15 protein-coding genes and 1 pseudogene are annotated in these 13,625 nt (G+C 63.4%); 11 read left to right on the top strand and 5 right to left on the bottom strand.

The window, feature by feature from the left end; translation table 11 throughout:
* Positions 1-14: 14 nt before the first annotated feature.
* Both UNPF46_RS24285 and pncA read right to left on the bottom strand, forming a co-directional pair.
* Positions 15-1,130 carry an alpha/beta fold hydrolase gene (locus UNPF46_RS24285; RefSeq protein WP_142251690.1) on the bottom strand — a complete coding sequence of 372 codons (1,116 nt, stop codon included), beginning with the start codon at positions 1,128-1,130 and terminating at the stop codon, positions 15-17.
* Positions 1,131-1,146: 16 nt separating this feature from the next.
* Positions 1,147-1,773 carry a bifunctional nicotinamidase/pyrazinamidase gene (pncA, locus tag UNPF46_RS24290; RefSeq protein ID WP_142251691.1) on the bottom strand — a complete coding sequence of 209 codons (627 nt, stop codon included), beginning with the start codon at positions 1,771-1,773 and terminating at the stop codon, positions 1,147-1,149.
* Positions 1,774-2,048: 275 nt separating this feature from the next.
* On the opposite strand from pncA, the gene glk reads away from it, so the two are divergent.
* The 3 genes from glk to UNPF46_RS37640 all read left to right on the top strand — a co-directional run bounded on the left by glk (position 2,049) and on the right by UNPF46_RS37640 (position 3,691).
* Positions 2,049-3,041 (top strand): glucokinase, encoded by a 993-nt coding sequence (glk, locus tag UNPF46_RS24295; RefSeq protein WP_142251694.1) that lies wholly within the window; start codon positions 2,049-2,051, stop codon positions 3,039-3,041.
* Positions 3,042-3,187: 146 nt separating this feature from the next.
* Positions 3,188-3,391, top strand: a complete 204-nt coding sequence (locus UNPF46_RS24300; RefSeq protein ID WP_100174751.1) for a hypothetical protein — start codon at positions 3,188-3,190, stop codon at positions 3,389-3,391.
* A 144-nt stretch (positions 3,392-3,535) separates the two neighbouring features.
* Entirely contained in the window at positions 3,536-3,691 is a 156-nt protein-coding gene (locus tag UNPF46_RS37640) for a hypothetical protein (RefSeq protein ID WP_174718686.1), read from the top strand.
* Positions 3,692-3,751: 60 nt separating this feature from the next.
* Here the strand turns inward: UNPF46_RS37640 and UNPF46_RS24305 are convergent, their stop codons facing one another.
* Positions 3,752-4,129, bottom strand: coding sequence for a response regulator (locus UNPF46_RS24305; RefSeq protein ID WP_100174752.1), 378 nt, complete (start codon positions 4,127-4,129; stop codon positions 3,752-3,754).
* Between the two features lie 111 nt (positions 4,130-4,240).
* Positions 4,241-5,041, bottom strand: a complete 801-nt coding sequence (locus UNPF46_RS24310; RefSeq protein ID WP_142251692.1) for a Spy/CpxP family protein refolding chaperone — start codon at positions 5,039-5,041, stop codon at positions 4,241-4,243.
* 468 nt (positions 5,042-5,509) lie between these two features.
* Between UNPF46_RS24310 and UNPF46_RS24315 the strand changes: the two genes are divergently transcribed.
* The 6 genes from UNPF46_RS24315 to UNPF46_RS37645 all read left to right on the top strand — a co-directional run bounded on the left by UNPF46_RS24315 (position 5,510) and on the right by UNPF46_RS37645 (position 11,611).
* On the top strand, positions 5,510-6,850 hold the full coding sequence (locus tag UNPF46_RS24315; RefSeq protein WP_100174754.1) for an ABC transporter substrate-binding protein: 1,341 nt from the start codon (positions 5,510-5,512) through the stop codon (positions 6,848-6,850).
* A 108-nt stretch (positions 6,851-6,958) separates the two neighbouring features.
* Complete coding sequence (locus tag UNPF46_RS24320) at positions 6,959-7,897, top strand: carbohydrate ABC transporter permease (RefSeq protein ID WP_100174755.1); 939 nt, start codon at positions 6,959-6,961, stop codon at positions 7,895-7,897.
* Entirely contained in the window at positions 7,897-8,808 is a 912-nt protein-coding gene (locus tag UNPF46_RS24325; protein ID WP_025036339.1) for a carbohydrate ABC transporter permease, read from the top strand. Before UNPF46_RS24320 ends, UNPF46_RS24325 begins: the two co-directional genes overlap by 1 nt.
* A gap of 20 nt (positions 8,809-8,828) precedes the next feature.
* Positions 8,829-9,929 (top strand): ABC transporter ATP-binding protein, encoded by a 1,101-nt coding sequence (locus UNPF46_RS24330; protein ID WP_100174756.1) that lies wholly within the window; start codon positions 8,829-8,831, stop codon positions 9,927-9,929.
* A gap of 34 nt (positions 9,930-9,963) precedes the next feature.
* Positions 9,964-10,953: a hydroxyacid dehydrogenase gene (locus UNPF46_RS24335; protein WP_142251693.1), complete on the top strand. Its 990-nt coding sequence runs from the start codon at positions 9,964-9,966 to the stop codon at positions 10,951-10,953.
* Positions 10,954-11,122: 169 nt separating this feature from the next.
* Complete coding sequence (locus tag UNPF46_RS37645) at positions 11,123-11,611, top strand: hypothetical protein (protein ID WP_174718687.1); 489 nt, start codon at positions 11,123-11,125, stop codon at positions 11,609-11,611.
* Positions 11,612-11,722: 111 nt separating this feature from the next.
* On the opposite strand, the gene UNPF46_RS24345 is transcribed toward UNPF46_RS37645, so the two are convergent.
* On the bottom strand, positions 11,723-12,226 hold the full coding sequence (locus UNPF46_RS24345; RefSeq protein WP_142251695.1) for a DUF1993 domain-containing protein: 504 nt from the start codon (positions 12,224-12,226) through the stop codon (positions 11,723-11,725).
* 114 nt (positions 12,227-12,340) lie between these two features.
* Here UNPF46_RS24345 and UNPF46_RS24350 point away from each other — a divergent pair, with 114 nt between their 5' ends.
* Together UNPF46_RS24350 and UNPF46_RS24355 are read left to right on the top strand one after the other, a co-directional pair.
* The gene (locus UNPF46_RS24350) at positions 12,341-13,123 is read left to right on the top strand and encodes a transporter substrate-binding domain-containing protein (protein ID WP_100174759.1); all 783 of its coding nucleotides are present in this window, start codon (positions 12,341-12,343) and stop codon (positions 13,121-13,123) included.
* A gap of 268 nt (positions 13,124-13,391) precedes the next feature.
* Positions 13,392-13,625 (top strand): annotated as a pseudogene (locus UNPF46_RS24355) (DUF2147 domain-containing protein); the annotation flags it as partial.

Here is a 13,625-nt window from a genome sequence, read left to right on the forward strand (position 1 = left end):
AGCGCCTGGCGATTTCAGGCGCGGCGGGCCAATACGCCGGGCAGGTCGTCGCGCAGCCAGGCGGCGATCCGCGGCCAGGCGTGCGCATGGGTGCGCGCACCCATGAAGAGGCCGAGGTGATTGCTCGGCTCCGAGGCCGCCGCGAGGAAGGCCGGCGGCGTGCCGAGGAGTCCCGCCGTGGCCAGCGCCTGCGCAGCCGGCACGACCTCGTCGTCGAGCCCGGCCAGCAGGAAGACCGGTGCCTTGACGTCCTTCAGATCGATCGTGCGACCAAGTGCGACGAAACTGCCGCCGGCGATCCGGTTCTCCCGGAATATCCGGTTGACGATCTCCAGATAATACGTGCCCGGCAGATCAAGCGTCTCCGCGTTCCAGCGCTCGAAGCGCGCGAGCAGAGCCGCACCCTCCTCGTCCGACAGGTATCTCTGCAAAGCCGCGACGATATCATCGCGGTTCGGCGCCTTGGACCACAAGCGCAGCATCTCCCCGCCGCTGACATTGCCGCCGCCGCGTGCGACGAGCTGGTGGTAGACCATCTCGGGTGCGTTGCGGGTGAGCCGGCGCAACGAGGACTCGATCGACAGGTCGACGGGAGCGCCTGCTAGCACCAGCCGCCGCACCTTGGCCGGAAAGCGCGCCGCATAGAGCAGCGACAACCAGCCGCCCTGGCACAGGCCGACCAGATCCACCGGCGCGCCGATCTCGTCGATGGCGACGTTGAGATCGCCGAGATAGCTGTCGATCGAGAGATAGCGCATGTCCGGCGTCGCCGAGCGCCAATCGGTCAGATAGACCCGGTCGATGCCGCCGGCTTGCAGGGACTGCACCACGCTGTGGCCGGGCGCGAAATCGGCGATCAGCGCCCGGTGCAATGCATAGGGCGCACAGACCAGCGCCGGCGGACCGGATTTGTCTTTCGAGCAATCGCGCAGGCGCATGGTCGCGAGCTCGAGCGCGACATCGTTCGGCGTCGTCCAGGCCAGACAGCTCTCGTCCTGCTCGACCGGGCTGCGCTCCAGCCACCAGAAGCAGGAATCCATGGCGAGGCGCGCCGCCGCGAACGGCCACAGCAGCGGATCCTCCGGGGTGGCGTCCTGTGCGCCCTTCTCTTTGCGGGCCTTGTCCACCATGGCTATCTCACGATCTTCACAGGAACGCCTCCAGGCCGACCACCGAAATGCCGCACTGTCGAAAGCTCTGATGCGTCGCGGCCACCGAACCGTCGAGATCAATGCCGCGGCAGGCCTCCTCGATGACGACGACCTCGAATCCCGCCTTGCGGGCGTCCTCTGCCGAGAAGCGGACGCAGAAATCGAGCGCAAGCCCGGCGACGAAGACGGTCTTCAGCTCGCGCTCGCGCAAATAGCCGAGCAGGCCGGTCGGCGTCCTCTTGTCGTTCTCGAACAAGGCCGAATAGGAATCGATGCCGCGGCGAAAGCCCTTGCGCACCACGAGGCTCGCGCGTGTGACGTCGAGATCGCGATGGAATTCGGCGCCGGAGCTGCCCTGCACGCAATGCGCCGGCCAGAGCACCTGGGTGCCGTAGTCGAGCTCAATGGTCTGGAACGGCTGCTTGCCCGCATGGTTCGGCGCAAACGAGACGTGGTCGCGCGGATGCCAGTCCTGGGTCAGAACCATAGTGCCGAATCTTTGGGCGATGCGGTTGATGGCAGGGACGACCTTCTCGCCGCCGGGAACGGCGAGCGCCCCACCGCTGCAGAAGTCGTTCTGCACGTCGATCGCCAGCAGCACGTCACGGTCGGAAATCTTCATCACCGGCCTCTTCGATGGCCCCGGCGCGGCGGCGCCGGACAAGCCCCCCTTAGTGTCGGTCTTCCCGCGCTGCTTCGCAACCGCCGTCGCCTTGCAACGCGAATTGGTCACCGGACGACCGCCAGCATGCAACGGTTTCGCCCCGTCCGTGTTGACTAGGCGCATCCCAGGGCGGATTCTCGCACGGTCGGCGACAGGCGGATCGGGTCGAAGGCGTGGAGGATAGGGTGCCGCGGCCAGCGGGCGGCGGCAGCCATGAGGTCATGAATACCGGCATGGATATCGGCAACACTGGACAGATACTTCTCGCCGATATCGGCGGCACCAATGCGCGCTTCGCGCTGAGCCGGAGCGAATTGGGCCTCGGCCGATTCGATCAAGCAAGCCCCATCGACTATGTGAAGGTCGCCGACTTCCCAACCGTCCGGGAGGCCATTGCGGACGTCCTCGCGCGGCGGGCCTGCGGCCAGCAGCCGCAAAGAGCAGTGCTGGCCGTGGCGGGTCCTGTCACCAACAACCGCTGCGTCATGACCAACAGCCCCTGGGTCATCGATGGCAACGAATTGCGACCGGCGCTCGGCTTCGACAGCGTCCATGTCCTCAACGATTTCGAGGTGGTCGCCTGGTCCCTCCCCGCCTTGCAGTCTGCCGATCTCATTCCGCTCGGCGGAGGCGACGGCCTGCCGGGAGAGCCGATGCTGGTGATCGGCCCGGGAACCGGCTTTGGCGTGTCCTGTCTGGTCGAGCGCCATGGCGCGCGCCTGGCCGTCGTCACCGAGGCCGGACACGCGACCCTGCCGGCCGAGAATGAGCGCGAGGAGCGTGCGATCGCGTGCCTTCGCCGACGGCTCGGCCACGTCTCCATCGAGCGCGGCGCGCTCTCGGGTTCCGGACTGCAAAACCTCTACGAGGCCTTGGCCGAGGTTGACGGCGCCCAGGTGCCGCACCGCGATGCTGCTGCTATCACCAAGGCCGCGCTGGAAGGCAGCTGTCCCGTCAGCCGCGAAGCGCTGGACATGTTTTGCGCCATCTTGGGCTCAGTCGCCGGCAATCTCGCGGTGACATTCGGCGCCCGAGGCGGCGTCTATGTCGCCGGCGGAATCGTGCCTCGCTTTCCCGAGTTCCTGATGGCTTCCGCATTCAGGGCCCGCTTCGAAGCCAAGGGACGCTTCCAGGATTATTTGCGCAACATCCCGACGCGGCTCGTGATCAAACCCGATGCGAGCTTCGTCGGCCTGAAGATGTTTGCCGATTCCCAGGCGGGTTGAGATCCGCCCGTCTCAGCTGCTGGCGGGTCCAGTCATGCACAGCTGATTGCTGCGCATGCGCCCCTCCGGACGGGATCCTGCTTGCGTGCCTGTTTCGGATGGGAAACAATCCCGCCGTGTGTGTGGCGTAGTTGCGGGGGCGTGACATGCGTAAGCAGGACGTGGGTTTCGACTATCACCGCTATCACCGCCTGCTGAGCGAGGCGGACGACGAAGACAAGCGGCTGGCACTGATCGACCTCCTGATCGAGGAAAAGGCGCGGGACCGGCTGGCCGCCCAGCGCGCTTCGGACCGGGCCGCCATGACCGCCCAGACCATTGCCACGGTGCTGAAGAACGGCCGCAACTGAGGCTTGCAATCCGGCCGCAGCCGGTGAGGACGCGAGCTTCGATTGCGACTCCGTTAACGACGCCTCGCAATCTCGTGTCAAACTTTTTGCTCTAGAAGTTCCCTCACCTGATGCAATTCAGGATCAACAAAGGGGGGAATGAACATGAGCATGATTTCGCTTGCCGCGATGCCGGCCGTCGCCGAAACGCGTTTTTCCGATTCGTCCTTCAAGACCATCTTGCTGCTGTGCTGCACGGGCCTGGTCGCCTCGTTCGGCCTGATGGCGTACGGCATCGACCTCGGCGCCGCCCTGGTGTGAGACCGCCACAAGTTCCATCGCCAAATGGCCGCCCTTGAGGGCGGCCATTTTCCTTATGGCTCAGTGCGGCGGTTGGGGCGCGGGACCCGGAAACATCGAATCAATCATCGCCTTGAGCTGATCCATCGCGATGGGCTTGCGCAGGATCGGCCTGCGCCGGAGCAAGGACGGCAGCAGTTCCGGCCCGTAGCCGGTGGCGAACAGAAACGGCTTGCCGCGACGCTCGATCAGGTCGGCGACGGGATCGACGTAGACGCCCATGAGATTGATGTCGAGGATGGCCAGATCATATTGAGCGGTCATCGCGAACGCGCTGGCGTCCCGGACATTGTCCGCTTCCGCGACGACGTGGTGGCCGAGTTCCACCACCATGTCGGCGATCATCATCCGGATCAACGCCTCGTCTTCGACCAGGAAAACGGAGAGTCCGTCCGCCATATCAACCCCGCAGTCAGCTTGCGAAGATAATCATACCTCAATTCCGGAGAGGATTCACGAATTCGTGGCAGGCGCCGTTAATTCAGACGCGCCCGATCCGATTCAACTTGATCAATCCAATCCCCGCTCGTGGCTCAGGCGCACCATCGCCTGGATGAAGACCTGCTTCTGCTTGTCGTCGAGGCTCGAATACAGCGGCTCGGCGGCGTCTGCGACATTGCGCTGATCGGCGGCACGGTCGATCAGGAACTGCGCCTCGTTGCGCATCTGCTCGATGATGTCGTCGGGCGGATCCCGCTTGGCGCGGGCAACCCGCAAGTTGAGCCGCTCTGCACCATTATGCCCCAAGTAGTGCATTGCGCTCGAGAAACCGTACCAATGCTTCTCCTGATCGGGCGTCAGGTTCAGCTCGGTCTTGATCCGCTCGATATAGGAATCGCTGTTGGCAACGATCTGTTCGGCGGTCTGCTGCGGCGCGCCGGGCTGTGTGAGGACCGTGACGTCCTTATTGTCCTTGCCCTGTGGTGCGTTCTTCGCCTCCTTGCTCGCCTTGGCGCCCTTTCCCGCCTTGGCGCTCTTGGCATCCTTGTCCTTGGCGGCACCCTGCTGCTTGGCATCCTTGCCCGTGTTGTCCTTGGCCGTGTTGTCCTTCGCCGCAGGAGCCTGATTGCCATTGTTGTTGCCGACACCGAGCACGCCGGTGAAGACGCCGACCACGCCGCCGATTGCGCCGCCGAGCACGCCACCGACCGGACCCGCCGCTTTGTTTCCGGCGGCCGCGCCATCCTGAACGCCTTTGACCAAACCTTGAGCATCGGCCACTGCGGCTCCACCGAGCAGCAGCGCGAGCACGGCCCCCAGCGCAAACCATCGCCGCATGTGAAGCCGCGCTGACGGCGCCGGGTTGATCATTCTCGTCTCCATCGTCGATCTGACTGGCCTGTTGGAGCGGGAGCTCCCCGCAACTGCAACTCTATCGTTTCCGCCGCGCCGCGGTCCAGACGCAGCCAAGTGCTGTCCACGTCCGAAAACTCTTTCGCGCGAAGCGGTTATGCAGGCTCATTCGAAACTGCGGCGTAATTGCGCACGGATCGTTCCAGGCCGGTTCACGTCAAGTGTGCATCGCAAACAAGCGATCGGGACGGACGAGCGGGCGCGACACGTGAGCGTTCCGGCACGCAACGTTAGTTCTATGCGCGGGCACGTTCGGCTTTCTCGACAGACGCGATCAATCATGATCTGATCGCGCTACCAATTTGCTGCGGCCTGCGTGAATTTCGATCGGGCCGACGGCACCAATAAGAAAATCGAACAACAAGAAACTCGGAAAAAGAAGTCTTAGAGGAAACTCCAACAACAACACCCAAGCGAGGAAACGAGATGTCACGCAAGACACTGACGCGACGTCAATTTGTGGCTGCCACTGCAATGTCCTCCGCGGCGCTGATCACGGCGCCCTACGTCCGGGGCGCTTACGCCGCCGGCAAGCTCTCGATCGGCTTCTGGGACCATTGGGTCCCCGGCGCCAACAAGGCCTCGACCGACCTCGTCAACGAATGGGCCGCCAAGGAGAAGGTCGAAGTTACGATCGACTACATCCCAAGCCAGGGCAACAAGAACCTGCTCACCATTGCCGCCGAAGCGCAAGCCAAGTCGGGCCATGATATTTTCGCGATGCCGACATGGTGGGCCCACTCCAACGCCGAGCAGTTGGAGGATGTCAGCGACATCATGAAGCCGATCATCGCCGAGAACGGAGAGGTGAACGGCACAGCCAAGTATCTCGGCACGGCCGGGACCAAGTGGCTCGGCGTTCCCGCCTGCGTCGGCAGTCAAATCAAGGGCCCCTGCTCCCGCATCGATTTGATGAAGAAGCACGCGGGCATCGACGTACAGGAGATGTATCCGGCCGGTTCTGAACCAAAGGCCGACAACTGGACGCTCGAAACGTTCCTGAAAGCTGCCGAAGCTTGTCACAAGGCAGGCTTCCCGTTCGGGATCGGCCTCGGCGAGACGACCGACAATGTCGATACGGCGGGCGCGATCTTCCTCTCGTTCGGCGCTCAGCTCGTCGATGCCAAGGGCAATCTCACGGTCAAGACCGATGCAGTTCGTCAGGCACTCGACTTCTACAAGAAGCTGATCAACTTCCTGCCGCCCGACGTCGCGGCCTGGGACGACGCATCCAACAATAAATGGCTGGTCTCCGGCAGGGGCGCGATGATCATGAACCCGCCGAGCGCCTGGGCCGTCGCCAAGCGCGACGCGCCGCAGGTTGCGGAGCAATGCTGGACGCACGGATTCCCGGCCGGACCCAAGGGGCGTTTTGCTCCCTACCTGCCATACTTCTGGAGCATCTGGAATTTCTCGAAGAACAAGGACGCGGCGAAGAGCCTCCTGGTTCATTTGTCGAAGCCGGCGGCCATCGAAAAGATGGTGGTCGCGAGCGGCGGCTACGACCTACCGGCCTATGAGAAACTGACGACGCTGAAGGTCTGGCAGGAGGAAGGGCCGCCGAAAGGCACGCTCTATCACTATCCGAACCCCTACAAGCATCAAACGCTGTCGATCGCAGCTTCGCCCGCGCCGCCGAAGATTGCACAGCAGATCTACGCGCAGGCCACGCTGACCAAGATGTGTTTGCGTTATCATCAGGGTGAAGCGATGGAAAAGACGCTCGCCTGGGCCGAAGGCGAGTGCGAAGGCTTCATGCGGAGCTGAGCCGGCCAGGTGTCGCCGCAAGCGGCCGCGTGTCGTCTTGCGGCGACCCTCCTCTCGAATGTTCCGTAACCGAGCTCTTTGAACCAGACCGCGCGAGGAAAATGCATCATGGCGGACGTCGCATTGCAGCCGGACAGGGTTGGCACAGCGCAACCGGCGCGAAAACGTTCCAGTCTGCAGAAGGCGCTCAAACGCAAATCCACCGCGGCGTTCCTGATGACGCTGCCGCTGATCATCCTCATCGCGCTTCTGGTGCTTTATCCTGCGTTCTATTCGCTGCATCTGGCGACCCTCAACAAGTCGATGCAGAGATTCGTCGGTCTCGGCAATTTCGAATTCCTGTTCAAGCGCGACACGTTCTGGCTGGTCGTCAAGCAATCCTGCATCTTCGCGATCACGGCCGTGTTCTTCAAGGCGCTGATCGGCTTCATCGTCGCGCACTTCGTCCATAACATTCCGGCCAAGGGTCAGCGCAAATGGCGCGGCATGCTGCTGGTGCCCTGGGTGATCCCACCCGCGATGAGTACGCTCGCATGGCTGTGGCTGTTCGATCCCTCCTACAGCGCGTTCAACTATACGCTGTCGTTTTTCGGAATCGGCCCGATCCCGTGGACCGGCGATGCGGCCTGGGCGCGCTTTTCCGTCATTCTGGTCAACGTCTGGTACGGCGCGCCGTTCTTCATGATCATGTATCTGGCCTCGCTGAAGTCGGTGCCCGAACAGCTCTATGAGGCGGCGGCGATCGACGGCGCCAATTGGTGGCAGCGCATCTGGTACGTAACGTTGCCGATGATGCGCAACATCATCGCGATCACGACGCTGTTTTCGCTGATCGTCACTTTTGCCAATTTCGACATCGTACGAATCCTGACCGCCGGCGGCCCTCTCGACCACACCCACATCTTCGCCACCTGGGCCTTCAGGATCGGCATCGAAGGGAGCGACATTCCGCTCGGTGCCAGCGTCTCCCTGTTCATGGTGCCGATCCTGGCGGTCGCAGCGATATTCATCCTGCGGGACGTCAACAAGCGCGGGAATGAAGCCTGATGAGCTCAGTCACGATCGACAAGGCCGCACCGACGCGCACCGTCAAGTATGGAAGCATGAGCCGCGACCGCAAATGGGCGCTGCGATGGTCGTACTTCTTTCTGACGCTGTTTGCGATCTTCTCGCTGCTGCCGCCCATCTACATGCTGATCACCTCGCTCAAGAGCAGCGCCGAAATCTCGGCGGCGACCAATCCTTGGTGGGTGTTCCACCCGACGCTCGAGAACTATGTCGGCCTGCTGACATCGAACCAGTTCCTGAGGTTCTTCTGGAATTCCGCGCTGGTTTCGATATTCGTGGTCACCATCACGATGCTGATCAGCGTGCCCGCGGCATTTGCCCTGGCGCGGATGCGGTTCTGGGGGTCGGCCACGCTGGCGACCGGCGTGTTCCTGACCTACCTCATCCCAGACAGCCTGCTTTTCATTCCGCTGTTCAAGGTGTTCGCGCTGTTCGGCGACTGGACTGGCATCCAGCTCATCAACCGGTGGTACGTCCTGCTCTTCATCTATCCGACGCTGACGGTCCCGTTCTGCACCTGGATCATGATCGGCTACTTCGCATCGATCCCCAAGGAGCTTGACGAGGCCGCCATCATCGATGGCGCGTCCTGGTTCCAGACGCTGACCCGGATCTTCATTCCGGTGGCGCTGCCGGGGCTGATCGCCGCGACCATCTTCGCCTTCACCGTGTCCTGGGCGCAGTTCCTCTATCCGCTCGTGTTCACGACCTCCACGGACCAGCTCGTGCTGCCCGTCGGCATCATTACCACGCTGATCAAGGGCGACGTCTTCAACTGGGGACAGATCATGACCGGCGCGCTGCTCGGCGCGGCGCCGCCGCTGATCATCTATGCGTTCCTGATGGACTACTACATTGCCGGCCTGACCGCCGGTGCGACAAAGGGTTGATGGTGAGGAGCTGAAGTTCGATGGCTGACGTTGCTCTGCGGAAGGTAGTCAAGCGTTACGACGACGTCGAGGCCGTGCGCGGCATCGACCTCGACATCGCCGACCACGAGTTCATCGTGCTGGTCGGCCCGTCCGGCTGCGGCAAGTCGACGACGCTGCGGATGATTGCAGGCCTCGAGGACATCAGCGACGGCGACATCATGATCGGCGGCGATGTCGTCAACGACGTGCCGCCGAAGGACCGCGACATCGCGATGGTGTTCCAGAACTACGCGCTCTATCCGCACATGACGGTCGCGGAGAACATGTCGTTCGGGCTGCGCCTGAAGCATTATCCCAAGGCCGAGATCAAGGCGCGGGTGACGGAGGCCGCCCGCCTGCTCGACATCACCGACCTGATCGACCGCAAGCCGAAGCAGCTCTCGGGCGGCCAGCGCCAGCGCGTCGCGATGGGCCGCGCCATCGTCCGCAACCCGAAGGTCTTCCTGTTCGACGAGCCGCTGTCCAATCTCGACGCCAAGCTGCGCGTGCAGATGCGGATCGAGATCAAGAAGGTGCACCAGAAGGTACGCACCACCACGGTCTACGTCACCCACGACCAGGTCGAGGCGATGACCCTGGCCGATCGCGTCGTGGTCATGAACAAGGGACGGATCGAGCAGATCGGCACGCCGAACGAACTCTACCACAAGCCGGCAACGCGCTTCGTCGCCGGCTTCATCGGCTCGCCCGCGATGAACTTCCTGCCGTGCCGGCTCGAGGATGTCGGCGGCACGCTGCAGATCCGTCTGACCGACCGCATCGCCTTCGCGCTACCGCCGGCACGCGCCGCGCGCTACAACACGCTGCCGCGCACGGAGAAGCTGCTCCTCGGCATCCGCCCCGAGCATCTCACCGAGTCGCACGCGCATCTCGGACCGGGCGTCGAGTCCTTCGACACCGTGCTCGACGTCACCGAGCCGATGGGCATGGAGACCCTGGTCTATTTCGGGCTCGACGGCACGCCGGTCTGCGGCCGCGTCGATCCCAATGCCGGCGCCAAGGACGGGGCTCCCATGCGTTTGGCGATGGACCTCAATAACATGCACCTGCTAAACGAGGCGACCGGCGCCGTGTTATGACGCCGGTTCAAGAAACTCGTGCAGGCAGGGGACGATGGCGACCAACAAGAAGAAGATTTTCGTTACACAAACTTTGTCGCAAGGGGCACGCGCCCTCCTCACCCAGCGCGACGATATCGAGCTCGTCGAGTTCGCGAACCTGATCTCGGCCCGGGATTTCGAGGCCTTGCTGAAGAGTCATGCGCCGGTCCACGGCGTCGCGCTCGGCGCGACCGCCTTCGGCGAGACCGAGCTCGAAGCCGCCGGGGACATGAAGGTGGTGACCCGCATCGGCGTCGGCTACGACGCCGTCGACGTGCCCGCCCTCTCCCGCCGCAAGGTGCCGCTGATGGTGGCAGGCAGCGCCAACTCGCCCTCGGTTGCCGAGCAGGCGCTGTTCATGATGCTGACGCTGGCCAAGCGCGCGCAGGAGCTGCATGCCTGCGTCAAGGACGGCAAATGGGCCGACCGGCTCGGCATGCTGCCGTTCGATCTCTACGGCAAGACCGTGCTCATCATCGGCTTCGGTCGCATCGGCACCCGTACCGCCAAGCGGTGCCTCGCCATGGAAATGAAAGTGCAGGTCTACGATCCCTACAAGCCCGCCGCCGAGATCAAGGCCGCCGGCTGCGAGCCGGTCGCGGACCTCGACGCAGCGCTGCCTCACGCCGATTTCGTCACCATCCACTGCCCGAAGACGCCGGAGACGGTCGGCCTGTTCGATGCTGACAGGATCGGCCGCATGAAGCCGAGATCCTATCTCATCAACACTGCACGCGGCGGCATCGTGAAGGAAGCAGCGCTCTACGACGCCCTGGTCTCCGGTAAGCTCGCCGGTGCCGGCATCGACGTGTTCGAGGTGGAGCCGCCGCCGGTCAGCAACGCGCTGTTCGCCCTGCCCAACGTCATCATCGCCCCGCACGTCGCCGGCGTCACGGTCGAGGCGGTCCAGCGCATGAGCGAGCAGACCGCGCGCAACATCCTGAGTGTGCTGGACGGGGATCCCATCACGCAGAACGTCATCAATCAGGACGTGCTGGGCTGAACGCGACCCAAGGCGGATGGTCAACCCATCCGCCTTCGGAAGGCCAGAATGCGTCCCATTTTGGTGCAGATCGAGCCCCAACTCAGCCTTAATCAAACGCGCGTAATAAGCTGAGCCGCGGCGGCAGTGGGACAGACTGGCCGGCCGCGTCGAGCTGGAGGATGGACCCTTGTCAGAGATCGACCCGACCGACCACGCGCTGGCGACCATCGCCAGCATCCTGGAGCCCGAGCCCGTTCTCGTCGTTCGCCAGACCGAGACCGAAATCGTGGTCGCCGGAGAGCGTGAGCACCTGGCTTCCGACGAGCAGGCAGACATCGACGAGCCGCGGGCTCTCGACGACCATCCCGTCGTCGAGGAGCAGCCGCTGGTGCCGGAGCACACCGACGCCGATGGTTATAGCAAGGTCGGGCCCGGCCCCATGGTGGCGATCCGGCTCAAATGGACGGTCCATCGCGGCGATGACGGCCAGTACTACGTGCACGAGACCATCGGCGAGCAATCCGCGCCCGTGGTCAGCGGCCCCATGACGAGCGAGGCCGCGGTGCATTTCGTCGACGTCCAGGAGGACGAGGCGCAGAGGCGCTTCGAGCTGCTGCGCAGCGAGATCGCCGGCCGCAGCTCGCTCGCCGACTACGAGCGCAAGGGCGAAGCCTAGAGCGTTTTCGAGCGAAGTGGACACCGGTTCGCGTGGAGAAAACGCGTCAAAACAAGAATCTAGAGCTTCGGTTCTGATTCAATCAGAACCGAAAATGCTCTAGAGCGCGAGTTAGCGCTCGCGCGGGCCGAGGAAGTCCCGCTTCACCAGCTCGACGCCTGCGTGCCGCAACAGGTCGTAGGCGGTCGTGACGTGAAAGAAGAATTGCGGGACGCTGAACGTCAGCAGCAGCGTCCGCCCGGTGAAGGGCAGCTCGGTCCCGTTCTTCAGCTTGAAGAAGACATTCCGCTCGGCCGCCGCGTCGATCTCCGCGCGCGGCAGGCTTTCAATGAACTCGATCGACGTCGCGATGCGCGCCTGCAGCCCGGCCATGTCGTGCTCGAGCGGGGGCAGCGCCACCGGCTCGCACTCTGCCAGCAAGGCCGGCGCGACCACGGCATGGCGGCAGGCCTCGCCGACCTGCTGCGCGAGGTCGTACATGTTCGGCGCAAGGCGCATGCCGAGCAGGACCGTCGGGTTGAACTTGCGCGCCTCGGCATAGGCGACGCCCTTGTCAAGCAGCGCAGACAGGTTGCGCAGGTAAGGCACGAACAGGCCGACCGAGGCCTCGTACATCGAGATCGTCACGTCGAGATTCCTTTCAATTCCGTCTCGCCAGCGACTGGCATCTGGTCTAAATCCAGCTTTGGAGAGCTGCACAATGACAGCTCGCGCAGGGGCGGAGAAGAGATGATCGTTCGAATCGTGGCAGCTGTAGCCGTAGCGTTGCTGGCAAACCTTTCGGCCTACGCGCAGCAGGCATCACCCTCGCGCCTCGACGAGATCGTCAAGCGCGGCACCCTGCGCGTCGGCATGACCGGCGACTACAAGCCCTTCACCTATCTGGACAAGGCGACGCAGAAATTCAGCGGCTTCGACGTCGACATGGCGGAAGCACTCGGCAAGGCGCTCGGGGTCAAGGTCGAGTTCGTAGCCACGGCCTGGCCGAAGCTGATGAAGGATTTCGAGGCCGACCAGTTCGACATCGCCATGGGGGGCGTCTCGGTCACGCTCGACCGGCAGAAGAAGGGCTTGTTCTCGACGCCCATCATGCGCGAGGGCAAGACGCCGATCACGCGCTGCGCCGACGTCGGCAAGTACCAGAGCATCGCCGACATCGACAAGAAGGGCACCCGCGTCATCGTCAATCCCGGCGGCACCAACGAGCGCTTCGCGCGCGCCAACATCAAGGACGCCGACATCACCGTCTTCCCCGACAACACCGTGATCTTCGACGAGATCGCCAAGGGCAATGCCGATCTGATGATGACGGACGCCTCCGAGACACGCTACCAGCAGAAGCAGCATCAGGGCGTGCTCTGCGCGGTGCATCCGGACAAACCGTTCGACTTCTCCGAGAAGGCCTATTGGCTCCAGCGCGACGTGGCCCTGAAGGCCTTCGTCGACCAATGGCTGCACATTTCCATGGAAGACGGCAGCTACAGGAAGATCTACGCCGCCTGGTTCGATTAGAACGTTCTCAAGGCGACGCGAAGGACCGGTCGCGTCTGGAAAGTTCGGTGACGTCGGAGGCTGGAATTCGTTCCAATTGCACCGGAACGGCGCTTCAGGCCGCGTCCTCCTGTCGCTTGCCGCGGCCTCACTTTGGACCGGCCCCTGAGCTATTGAACCCGGGACAGCGGGACGACGACTCATACCGAGACAGTGATCTAGATCACTTTTTGCGATCGGACCGTCGCCTAAGCGTCGGTGCGGGGACCATCTGTTGAGGAGATCCGAAATGAGGAAGCTGTTGGCTGCGGCCACATTCCTTTTGCTGGCGAGCACAGCTGCCCAGGCGCAGTACACCTTCGAGTATAACGGGCGCACCATCCGCATCGATCCGGACCGCGGCACGGTGCAGATTCCCGGCGTCTACGACAACACCGGCCAGCCCAAGGCCAAGAAGGCCAAGAAGAACGAGACGGCGCCGGGCCAGCAGCCGCCGCAGCAAGCCACGGTCGAGCCGCAGACG

This window comes from Bradyrhizobium sp. UNPF46, assembly GCF_006658625.1.
Classification (GTDB): domain Bacteria; phylum Pseudomonadota; class Alphaproteobacteria; order Rhizobiales; family Xanthobacteraceae; genus Bradyrhizobium; species Bradyrhizobium nitroreducens.

Coding starts and splice junctions, on each gene's coding strand:
- UNPF46_RS24285 (WP_142251690.1), bottom strand. CDS start 1,130: ATGGTGGACAAGGCCCGCAAAGAGAAGGGCGCACAGGACGCCACCCCG.
- pncA (WP_142251691.1), bottom strand. CDS start 1,773: ATGAAGATTTCCGACCGTGACGTGCTGCTGGCGATCGACGTGCAGAAC.
- glk (WP_142251694.1), top strand. CDS start 2,049: ATGGATATCGGCAACACTGGACAGATACTTCTCGCCGATATCGGCGGC.
- UNPF46_RS24300 (WP_100174751.1), top strand. CDS start 3,188: ATGCGTAAGCAGGACGTGGGTTTCGACTATCACCGCTATCACCGCCTG.
- UNPF46_RS37640 (WP_174718686.1), top strand. CDS start 3,536: ATGAGCATGATTTCGCTTGCCGCGATGCCGGCCGTCGCCGAAACGCGT.
- UNPF46_RS24305 (WP_100174752.1), bottom strand. CDS start 4,129: ATGGCGGACGGACTCTCCGTTTTCCTGGTCGAAGACGAGGCGTTGATC.
- UNPF46_RS24310 (WP_142251692.1), bottom strand. CDS start 5,041: ATGATCAACCCGGCGCCGTCAGCGCGGCTTCACATGCGGCGATGGTTT.
- UNPF46_RS24315 (WP_100174754.1), top strand. CDS start 5,510: ATGTCACGCAAGACACTGACGCGACGTCAATTTGTGGCTGCCACTGCA.
- UNPF46_RS24320 (WP_100174755.1), top strand. CDS start 6,959: ATGGCGGACGTCGCATTGCAGCCGGACAGGGTTGGCACAGCGCAACCG.
- UNPF46_RS24325 (WP_025036339.1), top strand. CDS start 7,897: ATGAGCTCAGTCACGATCGACAAGGCCGCACCGACGCGCACCGTCAAG.
- UNPF46_RS24330 (WP_100174756.1), top strand. CDS start 8,829: ATGGCTGACGTTGCTCTGCGGAAGGTAGTCAAGCGTTACGACGACGTC.
- UNPF46_RS24335 (WP_142251693.1), top strand. CDS start 9,964: ATGGCGACCAACAAGAAGAAGATTTTCGTTACACAAACTTTGTCGCAA.
- UNPF46_RS24345 (WP_142251695.1), bottom strand. CDS start 12,226: ATGTACGAGGCCTCGGTCGGCCTGTTCGTGCCTTACCTGCGCAACCTG.
- UNPF46_RS24350 (WP_100174759.1), top strand. CDS start 12,341: ATGATCGTTCGAATCGTGGCAGCTGTAGCCGTAGCGTTGCTGGCAAAC.